Source organism: Azospirillum himalayense (assembly GCF_042657465.1).
Classification (GTDB): Bacteria; Pseudomonadota; Alphaproteobacteria; order Azospirillales; family Azospirillaceae; genus Azospirillum; species Azospirillum himalayense.
Window position 1 is genome coordinate 1 of the sequence record NZ_JBHSLC010000035.1, and the last position, 12671, is coordinate 12671.

12 protein-coding genes and 1 tRNA gene are annotated in these 12671 nt (G+C 70.9%); 6 read left to right on the forward strand and 7 right to left on the reverse strand.

Annotation, left to right across the window (positions count from 1 at the left end):
• Positions 1 to 381: 381 nt before the first annotated feature.
• On the reverse strand, positions 382 to 1290 hold the full coding sequence (locus ACFPMG_RS16600; protein ID WP_376996262.1) for a LysR family transcriptional regulator: 909 nt from the start codon (positions 1288 to 1290) through the stop codon (positions 382 to 384).
• A gap of 107 nt (positions 1291 to 1397) precedes the next feature.
• Between ACFPMG_RS16600 and ACFPMG_RS16605 the strand changes: the two genes are divergently transcribed.
• The 6 genes from ACFPMG_RS16605 to ACFPMG_RS16630 all read left to right on the forward strand — a co-directional run bounded on the left by ACFPMG_RS16605 (position 1398) and on the right by ACFPMG_RS16630 (position 7023).
• Complete coding sequence (locus tag ACFPMG_RS16605; RefSeq protein WP_376996263.1) at positions 1398 to 2129, forward strand: SDR family oxidoreductase; 732 nt, start codon at positions 1398 to 1400, stop codon at positions 2127 to 2129.
• A gap of 26 nt (positions 2130 to 2155) precedes the next feature.
• Entirely contained in the window at positions 2156 to 2668 is a 513-nt protein-coding gene (locus ACFPMG_RS16610) for a carboxymuconolactone decarboxylase family protein (RefSeq protein WP_376996264.1), read from the forward strand.
• A complete protein-coding gene (locus tag ACFPMG_RS16615; protein ID WP_376996265.1) occupies positions 2665 to 3036 on the forward strand; it encodes an Atu4866 domain-containing protein in 372 nt (123 codons plus the stop codon). The genes ACFPMG_RS16610 and ACFPMG_RS16615 overlap by 4 nt, the downstream gene beginning before the upstream one ends.
• 177 nt (positions 3037 to 3213) lie before the next feature.
• Positions 3214 to 3843, forward strand: a complete 630-nt coding sequence (locus ACFPMG_RS16620; RefSeq protein ID WP_376996266.1) for a calcium-binding protein — start codon at positions 3214 to 3216, stop codon at positions 3841 to 3843.
• Between the two features lie 82 nt (positions 3844 to 3925).
• Positions 3926 to 5671 carry a type I secretion system permease/ATPase gene (locus ACFPMG_RS16625; RefSeq protein WP_376996267.1) on the forward strand — a complete coding sequence of 582 codons (1746 nt, stop codon included), beginning with the start codon at positions 3926 to 3928 and terminating at the stop codon, positions 5669 to 5671.
• A gap of 14 nt (positions 5672 to 5685) precedes the next feature.
• Positions 5686 to 7023 (forward strand): HlyD family type I secretion periplasmic adaptor subunit, encoded by a 1338-nt coding sequence (locus ACFPMG_RS16630; protein WP_376996268.1) that lies wholly within the window; start codon positions 5686 to 5688, stop codon positions 7021 to 7023.
• Here the strand turns inward: ACFPMG_RS16630 and ACFPMG_RS16635 are convergent.
• From ACFPMG_RS16635 to ACFPMG_RS16660, 6 genes are all read right to left on the reverse strand, one after another.
• Positions 6969 to 8624: a tetratricopeptide repeat protein gene (locus tag ACFPMG_RS16635; RefSeq protein WP_376996269.1), complete on the reverse strand. Its 1656-nt coding sequence runs from the start codon at positions 8622 to 8624 to the stop codon at positions 6969 to 6971. The genes ACFPMG_RS16630 and ACFPMG_RS16635 overlap by 55 nt on opposite strands.
• 267 nt (positions 8625 to 8891) lie before the next feature.
• Positions 8892 to 8966 (reverse strand) — tRNA-Met (locus ACFPMG_RS16640).
• Between the two features lie 132 nt (positions 8967 to 9098).
• Positions 9099 to 10232, reverse strand: a complete 1134-nt coding sequence (mnmA, locus tag ACFPMG_RS16645) for a tRNA 2-thiouridine(34) synthase MnmA (RefSeq protein WP_376996270.1) — start codon at positions 10230 to 10232, stop codon at positions 9099 to 9101.
• A 139-nt stretch (positions 10233 to 10371) separates the two neighbouring features.
• Positions 10372 to 10701, reverse strand: coding sequence for a ferredoxin family 2Fe-2S iron-sulfur cluster binding protein (locus tag ACFPMG_RS16650; protein ID WP_035672428.1), 330 nt, complete (start codon positions 10699 to 10701; stop codon positions 10372 to 10374).
• Between the two features lie 46 nt (positions 10702 to 10747).
• Positions 10748 to 11413, reverse strand: a complete 666-nt coding sequence (hscB, locus tag ACFPMG_RS16655) for a Fe-S protein assembly co-chaperone HscB (protein WP_376996271.1) — start codon at positions 11411 to 11413, stop codon at positions 10748 to 10750.
• Between the two features lie 144 nt (positions 11414 to 11557).
• A complete protein-coding gene (locus tag ACFPMG_RS16660) occupies positions 11558 to 12670 on the reverse strand; it encodes a cysteine desulfurase family protein (protein ID WP_376996272.1) in 1113 nt (370 codons plus the stop codon).
• Position 12671 lies beyond the last annotated feature (1 nt).

The window sequence follows — 12671 nt, forward strand, 5'->3', positions numbered from 1 at the left end:
GCCCGCGTGGAGGGCGGCGGCACCACCCTCGACCTCGGCGGCGGCAACCGCATCACCATCCTCGGCCAGACCGGAAACGTCGCCGCCTGGTTCGGCTGAGCGCGGCGCGCGGAGCCGCCTGCAAGCGGCGGGAGCCGGGGTCCTTCGGGCTTCGGAACCCGCCGTCGCCATTTCAGGCGGCGGGATGGCGGGGTGGGCAAGCGGCACCGGACCAATGCCACCGGATATGTGTCCGGCGAGCAGGTCGAGGTCGCCAAGGGCGCCTTCCCAACGCGATCGCCGCTTTCCTCACGCTTCCAGACCGTCTCGCGTCCTTTGACCGCCTTGGTTGCGACGTCGTCGAGGTGGTTGAGGCGGTCCGCCGCGGATCACGACCCGCATTCAGAGGACCGGGCGCCCGCCGTTCCGCGTCCGCAGATGGTCGATGAGGGCACGCAGCCGGGGCGGCACCGTCCGGCGGCTCGGGTAGTAGAGGTGGAAGCCGGCGAAGGGCGGGCAGAAATCCTCCAGGACGGCCACCAGCGCGCCGCGCTCCAGATGAGGCCGGAAGGTCTCCTCCATGCCGCAGGTGAACCCGGCACCGGCCAGGGCCAGCCGGACCATCATCCCCATGTCGTTGGTCGCGACCCGCGGGTTCACCGCGATGTCGAAGTCGCGCCCGTCCTCGGTGAACTCCCAGCGGTAGGGCGCCACGTCCGGCGCCGGGCGCCAACCGATGCAGCGGTGGGCGAGCAGGTCGCGCGGATGGGCGGGCCGCCCCGCCCGCGCCAGATAGGCCGGTGAAGCGACCACCAGCTGCCGCTGCGGGGGGGAGACCGGCACCGCGATCATGTCCTGTTCGATGGCCTCGCCCAGCCGGACGCCCGCGTCGAAACCCGCCGCGACGATGTCGAACTCCTCGTCCGTCACCAGGATGTCGATGCCGACCGAGGGGTAGGCGGCGAGGAAGCCGGCCAGCGCCTCCCCCTCCAGGATGCTTTCCGCGATGGACGAGACGGCCAGACGCAGCGTACCGCCGGGCGCCCCATGCGCCGAGGCGATGACCTCCAGCGCCGTGCCGATCTCCGCCAGCGCCGGGCGCGTCGCGGCGAGCAGATGGGCGCCCGCGTCGGTCAGCCGGACGCTGCGCGTCGTCCTGTGGAGAAGCGGCACGCCAATGCGGTCCTCCAGCCGGCGGACCGCTTGGCTGACGGCGGAGCGGGTGACGCCCAGTCGCTCGGAGGCCCGGCGGAAGTTGAGCGTCTCGGCCACCGCCAGGAACGCCGCCATGCCGTCGAAGGGATCATTCATTGGTTAGCAATGCTAACCAGCCCGTTCAGGATTGGCAACTCGAACCATCGGCCGCGGGATCATAGCTATTCTCCGTCACCGCAACGAATGACGGAGAGGAGCACGACATGACCGCGATCACCGACAAGACGATCCTCATCACCGGCGCCTCCAGCGGCATTGGGGAGGGTACCGCCCGCGTCCTCGGCGCCGCCGGGGCGAAGCTGGTGCTCGGCGCCCGCCGGACCGACCGGCTGGAGGCCCTGGCCGCCGACATCCGGGCCGGCGGCGGCACCGCGGAGATCCGCGCGCTGGACGTGACTGACCGCGCGGACATGGCCGCCTTCGCCGCCTTCGCACTGGAGCGGTTCGGGCGCATCGACGTGCTGGTCAACAACGCCGGCGTCATGCCGCTGTCCCCCATGGCCTCGCTGAAGGTCGAGGAATGGGACCGCATGATCGACGTGAACATCCGCGGCGTCCTCTACGGCATCGCCGCGGTGCTGCCGGCCATGAACGGCCAAGGCTTCGGCCAGATCATCAACATCGCCTCCATCGGCGCTCTCGCCGTCTCGCCGACCGCCGCGGTCTACTGCGCGACGAAATACGCGGTGCGGGCCATTTCCGACGGGCTGCGCCAGGAGAACGAGCGGCTGCGCGTCACCTGCGTCTGCCCCGGCGTCGTGGAATCGGAGCTGGCCCACACCATCACCGACCCGGAGGCCGAGGAGCTGATGCGGAGCTACCGCGCGGTCTCCATCAAACCGGACGCCATCGGGCGGGCCATCCTGCACGCCATCGAGCAGCCGGACGACGTCGACACCAACGAGATCGTGGTCCGTCCCACGGCCAGCCATTGAGCCCACCATTGAGGAAGAGGCCAAGCATGACCCACGGCACCGACACCCTCACCCGCCCACCCGCGCGCCTGCGCACCCTCGTCGCGGCGGGGCTCCTCGCCGCGGTTCCGGCGATGCCCGCCCCCGCCTTGGCCAGCGCCCTGACCACGGAGGAACGCGCCAAGCGCGGCGGCGAGGTGATCCGCAGCCTGAACAACGGCCAGCCCCAGCCCACCCTGGAGCGGATGCGCGAGGAGTTCCCCTTCCTGGCGGAGGCCACCGAGGCCTACGCGCTGGGCGACGTCTGGTCGCGGCCGGGGCTCGACACGCGGACCCGCCAACTGGCCGCGGTCGCCGCCTTCGCCGCCATCGGCGAGACGGCCTTCATGAAGATCCACGCCGGCTACGCGCTCAACGCCGGCGTCTCCGAGGACGAGTTGAAGGAGATCATCTACATGGTGACCGTCCCGGCGGGCTTTCCCCGCGCGATCTCCGCCGCGCGCAGCCTGTCGGAGCTGTTCGCCGAGCGCCGTCCGTCGGACGAAGGAGACACACCATGAAACGCGCCTTCTCCCGGACCGCCACCCTGACCGCCGCCCTGCTCGCCTGCGGCGCCGAGGCCCTGCCCGACCGCAAGGCGCTGGCCCAGACCGCCGACCGGCCTGGGTTGGCGCAAGCGGATCACCCCCAAGCGGATCATCCCTATGTCGGCCTGTGGGTGACGGAGGACGGCCGCGTCCGCCACGAGCTTCTTCCCAACAACCGCTACGTCGAGGCGCGGGGCAGCCGGGAGAAGGCCTACCAGGGCCGCTATCGGGTCACCGGCGACCACATCGATTATTGGGACGACACCGGCTTCACCGCCGACGGCGACTTCATCGACGGGGTCCTGCACCACGGCGGAATGATCCTGCACCGGCGGCGCTGAACGACCGGTCTTTTTCTCTCCTTTTCAAAACTGTGAAGTGGACAACAGTGCCGGATGCCCGATCCGGGAAGAATGGCTGTGCAAGGGCGAGGTCTTCGGAACGAACCGGCAAAAGGAACGCCGAAGAACACCCCTCTCCCTGCATGGCACAATCCCCTGATCCGAAGGAAACGCATCATGGCAAACGTCTATGGCACCAACAACGCCGACTATCTCGACATGATCAAGTACGGCGTCAGCAATGACTACGTGCAGGGTTATGACGGCAACGACACCATCCTCGGCTGGTCCGGCAACGACACGCTGGATGGCTGGAACGGCAACGACGTGCTCTACGGTGAGTCGGGCAACGACCTGCTGATGGGCTATTACGGCACCGACACGCTCTATGGCGGCAGCGGCAACGACCAGCTCTACGGCGAGAGCGGGTACGACAAGCTCTACGGCGGCGAGGGCAACGACACGCTGAGCGGCGGCGACACCTTCGACGACCTCTACGGCGGCACGGGCAAGGACCAGATGACCGGCGGGGCCGGGGCCGACTGGTTCTTCTTCGAGACGAAGGACAGCGGCGACATCTACGCCGGCAACGCCGACACCATCACCGACTTCAAGGACGAGGACCAGATCTGGCTGAAGGGCAGCTACAGCTACGCCGGATCGACCAGCGCGCCCGCCGACGGCCAATACAGCATCTGGCAGAAGGACGGCAATTACGTCGTCACCTGGAACGCGGCGAACGACACCGGCTTCCACGACCTGATCGTGAAGGGCGACAACCCGATGGGCGACATCTCCTTCTACTGATCCGCCTGACCGAGGTCCCGGGCGCGCCGTCCTTCCCGGCGCGCCCCTTTTCCCTTCTCCGGACGACAGGAGCGCCCTTCCCATGGCCGCACGGGAATCCCGCCGCAGCCCATCCGCCGGCCCATCCGACCACCCGCCGGCTCTGCGCGCGATCCGCCGGCGCATCGCCACCGGCCTCGCCGCCGCCGGCGGGTTCAGCGTCTTTCTCGCCCTCATCCAGCTGGCGATGCCGCTCTACACGATGCAGGTCTACGACCGCGTGCTGGGCAGCCGCAGCGTGGAGACTCTGGTGGCCCTGTCGCTGCTGGCGCTGGGCTGCTTCGCCGTGTTCGGGCTGGTCGAGGCGATCCGCGGGCGGCTGACCCAGGCCATGGGGCATCTGGCGGCGCGCAGCCTGACCATGGACGCGCTGGAGGCGTCTATGGGCGGCCTGCTGCGCGGCGGCGCCAGCCGCCCGGCCCAGGCGCTGCGCGACCTCAACGAACTGCGCCAGTTCCTGTCCGGGCCGAGCCTCACGGCACCGCTCGACGCCGCACTCAGCCTCGTCTTCCTGCTCTTCCTGACGCTCATCCACCCGCTCTACGGCCTCGTCTCCGGTGGAAGCATCCTCTGTCTGGTCGGGGTGAGCCTGCTCGGCCGGATGCTGACCATGCCGGGCGCCGCGGAAGCCAACCGTGCCCTGTGCCGCCACGGCGCCGAGGTCGAAGCGGCGTCGCACGGCGTGGAGGCCGTCGCCGCCATGGGCATGATGGGCGCCCTGCGCCGCCGCTGGCAGGCGGTCCAGGACGATCACCTGAGTCTGGTCAACCAGACCGCGGGGCGGGCGCAGGCGATCGCCTCGCTTGCCAAGGTCTGCCGGATGACCGCCCAGGTGGCGATCCTCGCCGCCGGCACGATGCTGGTGCTGGACCGGCAGGTGTCGCCGGGCAGCATGCTGGCCGCCTCCATCCTGATGGGCCGGGCGCTGGCGCCCTTCGAGCAGCTGATCGACTCCTGGCGCAACTGGTCCTCGGCCCGCGAGAGCCTGCGCCGTCTGCGCGGCCTGTTCACGGCGGACGCCGTGCCCGCGCCGAGCGCCCCCCTGCCCCGCCCCAGCGGCCCCCTGCTGCTGGATCGCGTGACCTACGTCCCGCCGGGCTCCGACCGCCCGACGCTGCGCGGCCTCTCCTTCTCGGTGGAGCCGGGCGAGGCGGTGGGCATCGTCGGCCCCTCGGCAGCGGGCAAGTCCACGCTGGCCCGGCTGCTGGTCGGCGTGCTGGAGCCGACCCAGGGCGGCGTCTATCTCGACGGCCACAATGTGTGGCGCTGGCACCGCGACGATTGCGGGCGGCATGTCGGTTATCTGCCCCAGGGTGTCGGCCTGCTCGGCGACACCGTCGAGGACGCCATCGCCCGGCTGGGCGAGCCCGACCCGGCGCTGGTCACCGCGGCGGCGCGGCGGGCCGGCGTGCATGAGATGATCGGCCGCCTCCCCGACGGTTACCGGACGGCGATCGGCGAGGGCGGCGCCCGGCTCTCCGGCGGGCAGAGGCAGCGCATCGCGCTCGCCCGCGCCCTCTACGGCGATCCCCGCCTGCTCGTTCTCGACGAGCCCAACGCGAACCTGGACCAGGCCGGCGAGGCGGCGCTGCTGCGCGCCATCGCCGAGGCCAAGGCCGGTGGGGCCGCGGTGGTGGTGATCGCCCACCGCCGCTGCGTCCTCGACGCGGTGGACCGCATCATCGTGCTGCGCGACGGCATGATCGACCAGACCGCGACGCGGACCGAGATGGTCCGGCGGCTGGGTACCGCCACCCCGCAGCCGGTCGCCGCTGCCGCCACCCCCTGATTGGAGAGTTCACGATGACCACGACCGAAACGCTGCTGGGCCGAAGCGCCATCCCGGCGGAGCCGCGCCGCGCCGAGCCCTCCATCGGCGGAGCGGTGCGGGCGGGGTGCGCGGTGATCGCCCTGGCGCTGGGCGCCGGGCTCGGCTGGGGGTTCCTGGCGCCGCTGGACAGCGCCGCCCACGCGCCGGGCACGGTGGTGGTGGACGGCAACCGCAAGACCATCCAGCATCTGGAGGGCGGCATCATCGCCGAACTGGCGGTGCGCGACGGCGACGCGGTGGCCGCCGGCCAGACCCTGCTCCGCCTGGAAGGGACGCAGAGCCGCGCCACCCTGGAGGAGCTGACGAACGAGCAGGCCGCCGCCCTGGTCCGCATGGCCCGCCTGCGCGCCGAATACGCCGGGCAACGCGCCTTTTCCGTCCCGGCGGAGCTGGTGGACGGGGCTCCCGCCGCCCGGCGCGCCCTGGCCGTGCAGCAGCAGCTGTTCGCCGCACGCTGGACCCGCCACGACGGCGACATGGCCGTGCTGCGCGAGCAGCGCCTCCAGGCCGAGCGCGAAGTGACCGCCCACCGCGCCCAGGAACGCGCGGCGGCCGAGCAGATCGTCTACATCGAGGAGGAGCTGGCCGGCGTGCTCGACCTCTTCAACAAGGGGCTGGAGCGCAAGCTGCGGGTGCTGTCGCTGAAGCGCGCCATGGCCGATCTGGCCGGCACCCGGGATCAGTCACGCGCCCGCGCCCTGCTGGCCGAACAGGCGGTGACGGTCGCCGACACCCAGCTCCATGCCAAGGAGACGGCCCGTCGCTCCGACATCGCCGCGGAGATGGAGGAGGCGCAGAACGCCCTGGACCAGACCGCCGCCCGCCTGAAGGCCGCCCGCGACGCGGTGGAGCGCACGGAGATCCGCGCCCCGGTACCGGGCCGCGTGGTCGGGCTGACCGTCTTCACCGTGGGCGGCGTGGTGAAGCCGGGCGAGCCGCTGATGGACATCGTTCCCGACAGCGGTCCGCCGACCATCGAGGCGCGCATCGACCCACTGGACATCGACGTGGTGAAGGCCGGCCAGACGGCGCAGGTCCGCCTCAGCGCCTTCAAGCCCCGCCGCACCCCGCCGATCGACGCCACCGTTGTCGACGTCTCCGCCGACCGCCTGACCGACCCGACGACCCACGCCCCCTACTTCGTGGCCCACATCCGCCCCTTGCCCGGCGCGCTGGAGCGCATCGGCCCGGCGGCCCTGCATCCGGGCATGCCCGCCGACGTGCTGATCGCGACCGGCCAGCGCCGGGCCATCGACTATGTGCTGGCGCCGTTGCAGGACGCGATGGCGCACGCGCTGACCGAGGATTGAGGGAGGCCCGGCCCATCGGCCAGTCGTTGCAGCTCCCCGGCGACTTCGGACACCGGGCCCGACCAATCGCCCACGCGGCTTTGCCGGAACAGGCGGGCCGTCGGGTACCACGGGCTGTCCGCGCGTCCGAGCATCCAACGCCAGTCCGGAGCAAAAGGCAGCAGCACCCAGGTCGGCCGGCCCAGACTGCCGGCCAGATGCGCCACGGCGGTGTCGACGGTGACGACGAGGTCAAGCGACGCCAATGCCGCCGCCGTCGCCGCGAAATCGGTCAGGAAGGGCGACGCGTCGAAGGGAGCGTCGGGCCAGCAGGCCAGATCAGCCACCGCCGGGCCGACCTGCAGGGACACCCATTGAACTCCGGCCACCTCCCGAAGCGGTGCGAGGGCGGCAAGCGGAAGGGAGCGGCGGCGGTCGTTCGCGTGCTCGCGCCGCCCGGCCCACACGAGGCCGCAACGGATCCGGGCGCTCGGCGCTGCGGCGGTCAGACGGTCCGTCCAGATGCGGGTGGCGGCCTCCGATGCGCGCAGCAACGGGGTGTCCGGCGCTTCGGGATGGCTGCGGTTCAGCAGCAACGGCAGGCTCATCAACGGCGCGTGCAGGTCGAAGGGCGGCAGGTTGCTCCCGCCCGGGAAGTCGGAGGAACGCGGGATCACCTCCACGCCCTCGACGGCCGGGGACGCCCGCAACAGGGACAGAAGAGGGGGCTGGACCTCCAGCAGGACGCGCGTCGCTCCCGCGTCCCGCAGCAAGGGCACAAAGCGCAGGAACTGAAGCGTGTCGCCCAGCCCCTGTTCGGCGTGCAGAAGGATGGTCCGGCCGGTCAGCGGCCCGCCATTCCACGCCGGCTGGTCGAACCGGCGACGCTGGCCTTGCATGACCGGCGCTTTCCAGCGCCATTCGAACTCACGCCATCCGTTTGCGAAATCGCCGAGCAGCAACCGCGTCAGCGCGCGGTTCCAATGGGCGTCGGCGTTCTCGGGATCGAGGGACAGCGTGCGACCGTAACAATCCAGCGCCTCGTCCACGGCACCAAGTTCGCCCAGCGTGTTGCCCAGGTTGTTCAACGCGCCCATGTGACCCGGCGCCTGATCCAGAACTTTGCGATAGTGGCGGGCGGCCTCGTCGAGCCGGTTCGCCCGCTCGAACGCGACGCCGAGGTTGAACAGAGCATCCGGGGCGCCCGGCGTCAGCCCGAGAAGCCGCTCGAAGCAAGAGACGGCTTCCTCCGTATCGCCACGCTCCGTCAACGACACGCCGAGATTGTTGAGCGCGTTGGCGGAGGTTGGAGCACCGTTGAGCGCCTTGCGATGACACGACACCGCCTCGTCGAGACGGCCACGCCCACGAAGCGCGAGCCCGAGGTTGCCGAGCACGCCGGGGTCGTTGGGCGCAAGCCGCAAGGCTGCGCGCAGGCTCTGTTCCGCTTGCTCCAACCGCCCTTCGATCAAATGGATGGCGCCAAGGTTGCCATGGGCGTGCCGCGTCTCGGGAGCGCGGGGATAGCGGCGGATCATGGCCCGGTACAGCGCCTCGGCGCCACGCAGATCCCCGGCCATATGCTTCGCCAATGCGGCTTGCAGGTTCGTCTTGGCGCCCATGACGGGATGAAGGGTCTCGATTTTCGAAAGGCGGTGGCGGCGTATGCACGCCTGCTGACCCTACCCGAACGCCATCCGCCAACCAGCGCGACATGTTCGCGCACGTCCTTCCGACCACGCCGCTTCAAGGCCCTTGCCGTCGGTGCCAACCCGCGCAGAACAGCCGCGGTGCCTGACGGGTCTAACCGGGTGTCTAACGGCGCTCATGGGACATAGGCCGGAAAAGAAAAAAGCCAGTCAACCCATTGGGCTGACTGGCTTTTATGATGGTAGCAGCGGAGGGATTTGAACCCCCGACCAAGGGATTATGATTCCCCTGCTCTACCACTGAGCTACGCTGCCATCGTGGCTTACCATCATCTCCCGGCGCGGTCCGTTTCGGCGTTGGCCGCCGCGGTTCGTGCCGGGGCCGCTTATGTATTCCAGGGGGACCGGGGTGTCAACGCCGAAATTTCACTTTTTGCCAAGTTTTCGTCAGCCTCCCGTTCCGGCGATCCAGCCGCCGCCCAGCACCCGGTCGCCCTGGTAAACGACGCAGGCTTGGCCGGGCGCCACGCCGTATTGCGGCTCGTGCAGTTCGGCCTGCGCGGTGCCGTCCGCACCCAGCCGCCACACCGCCGGGGCTGGCGGCTGGGCGGAGCGGAGCTTCACCTCGACCTCCAGCCCCTCGCCCGGAGACAGGGCGGGGCCGAGCCAGTTGACCTCGCGGATTGTCACAACGCTGCGCGCCAGTTCGCGGCGCGGGCCGACGACGACGCGGCGCTGGCCGGGCTCCAGCCGCACGACGAACAGCGGCTCCTCCTCGCCCCGGATGCCGCCGATGCCCAGCCCCTTGCGCTGGCCCACCGTGTAATGGACCACGCCGCGGTGGCGGCCCAGGACGCGCCCGTCGACATGGACGATGTCGCCGGGCTCGACCGAGCCGGGGCGCAGCTTGGCCACCACGTCGGCGTAGGAGCCGTTGGGGACGAAGCAGATATCCTGGCTGTCCGGCTTGGCCGCCACCTCCAGCCCGTGACGCTCGGCCAGGGCCCGGGTTTCCGGCTTGGTCAGGCCGCCCAGCGGGAAGCGCAGGAACTCCAGCTGCTCGCGCGTCGTGGCGAACAGGAAGTAGCTCTGGTCGCGGCCGGGATCGATGGCGCGGTGCAACTCCGCCCCCGCCGCCCCCTGGACGCGGCGCACGTAATGGCCGGTCGCCAGCGCGTCGGCGCCGAGGTCGCGGGCGGTGTTCAGCAGGTCGCGGAACTTGACCCGCTGGTTGCAGCGCACGCAGGGAATCGGCGTCTCGCCGCGCAGATAGGTGTCGGCGAAGTCGTCGATCACGTCCTGGGAGAACTTGCCCTCGTAATCCAGCACATAATGCGGGATGCCGATGCGGTCGGCGACCTGACGGGCGTCGTAGATGTCCTGCCCGGCGCAGCAGGCGCCCGGCTTCTGCAGCGCGATGCCATGGTCGTAAAGCTGGAGCGTGATGCCGACCACGTCGTAGCCCTCCTCCCGCAGAACGGCGGCGGTGACGGAGGAATCGACGCCGCCGGACATGGCGACGACCACGCGGGTGTCCTGGGGACGCTTGGCGATGCCGAGGGAATTGGCGTAGGAGGTCATGGCGCCCTATATGGGCCGGTTCCCAAATAATTCACCACCGGAGAACCGGGGCGCCCCGGCCCCGCGAACGGGTCGGCGCGCCGGTTTCCCGGTGGCGGGTGCGGACCGCGGCGGCCGCGCAAGGCGCCGCGGCGGTGGGTCAGCGCATGGCGTTGTTGGTGCCGCCGGGCAGACGCACGGCCAGACCGTCCAGCTCCTCGCTGATGATGATCTGGCAACCCAGGCGCGAGGTCTTGGTCAGGCCGAAGGCGAGGTCGAGCATGTCCTCCTCGTCCTCCGAGGCCTCGTTCAGCACGTCGAACCACTCCGGCTCCACGATGACGTGGCAGGTCGAGCAGGCCAGCGAGCCCTCGCAGGCGCCTTCCAGGTCCAGGCCGTGCTTGTGTGCGACCTCGAGCACGGACAGGCCGAGCGGGGCGTCCACCTCGTGGCGGGTGCCGTTCGGCTCGATGAAGGTCATCTTGGGCATTGGGGTGCTCTCCTGAACAAAGGCGTCGGTGTGCGAGTGGCGATGGTTAGGGTGTCTTCGGAGCAAGGCCGGAGCGCCGCGTCCGGGATTCGGCCGCCAGCGCCTCCAACCGCTCCAGCCGCGCGAGGATGCGCGCGGCGTTGTCGGTCTGCCCGTTGCGGAAGGCAATGGCAAGATACTTGATGCAACTTTCCACGCGCTGCCCGATGTCCTGGGCCAGCCGGTCCACCGCAGCGACGTCCGGGGCGCCGTCCAGCCGGTCGGCGAGCGCCGTCACCTCCTCGTCCTCCTCGGCGGACAGAACGGCGGCCGGGGCGTTCAGCAGCTCCAGCAGATAGCGGGCGCGGCGCACCGGGTCGCGCAGCGTCCCATAGGCCTCGCCCAGCGCGTCGGCCTGGGCGCGGGCGTTGGCCTGCTGCCGTGCGCCGCGCGCCGCGAAGCGCTCCGGGTCCATGGCACGGGAGAAGCCGGTGTGCTGGCGGGCCAGAACCTCCGGCTCGATGTCGAAGCGACGCTCCAGACCCAGCCGGGTGAAATGGTCGAGCGGGCGCGGCGCCTGCACCGCGCCGCAGGAATGGCAGAACATCGCGCGCGCCGCGACCGAACGGCCGCACAGCCAGCACGGCTCCAGATCGCCGTCGATGGTCCCGGCGATGCCCTTGGGAGCCTCCCCCTTGGGAAACCGCGGCGGGCCGGAATCGGATGTCGTCATGCTTGCCGTCCGTTGAAACGCTGCACAGGTCGGCCGTGAGGCCGGCGGGTCGCCGCCGTCCCTTCGGCCGGGTGATACCCAGAAGCGGGGCGCCGCGCAACCTTACACGGCCCGCGGCGGGAGGTGGAGGCCATGGAATGGCGATTACGCCGCAGGAGCGCGGGCCAGCCTTGCCGCCATGGCGGCGTAGGCGGCGGCGAAACGCTCCACCGCCGCGTCGTCGCTGTCCCAGCCCAGGCTGACCCGTATGGCACAGGCGGCATCCCCGGCACTCTCGCCCATGGCCGCCAGGACGTGGGACGGCTTCACCTTGCCGCTGGAGCAGGCCGACCCGGCGCTGACCGCCACCCCGGCGAGGTCAAGCGCCATCACCTGCGTCTCTCCCGCCACGCCGGGCAGCAGCAGGTTGCTGGTGTTGCCGACCCGCGCCGCGCCGGCCCCCATCACACGCGCAGCCGGAACGGCGGCGAGCGCCGACGCCTCCAGCACGTCGCGCAGGGCAGTCAGGCGGGCGCCGTTGGGAAGCTCCTCCCGTGCGAGGCGGGCGGCGGCGCCGAAGCCGACGATACCGACAACGTTCTCGGTGCCGGCGCGGCGGCGCTTCTCCTGCCCGCCGCCGCGGATCAGCGCCTCCGGCTCCAGCCCGTCGGCGAGGATCAGGGCGCCCACCCCGGCGGGGCCGCCGATCTTGTGGGCCGACAGGGTCAGCAGGTCGGCGCCGAGCGTCGCAAGGTCGAGGGACAGCCGCCCGGCGGCCTGCACCGCGTCGCAATGGAACAGCGCGCCGCGCGCGTGGGCGATCCGCGCCGCCTCGGCCACCGGCTGGATCACGCCGGTCTCGTTGTTGGCGAGCATCAGGGAGACGAGCGCCGAACCTTCACCGTCGGCAAGCCGACGATCGAGCGCGGCGAGGTCGGCGACGCCGTCGCGGCTCACCGGGATGCGGGCGGCACCGGGCACCGCCTCCAGCACCGAGTCATGCTCAATGGCGGAGGTCACGACTTGCCGGCCCGGAAAGCCGCGCAGCGCCAGATTGTTGGCTTCCGTCCCGCTGCCGGTGAAGAAGACCTGGGCCGGACGCACCCCGGCCAGGGCGGCGACCTGGGCGCGCGCCTCCTCCACCGCGCGGCGGACCGTGCGGCCGAAGCCGTGCACTGACGACGGGTTGCCGGCGAGATCCATGGCCTGGATCATCGCCGTCTTCACCGCCGGCTTCAGAGGCGCCGAGGCGTTGTGGTCGAGATAGACGCGGGTCATC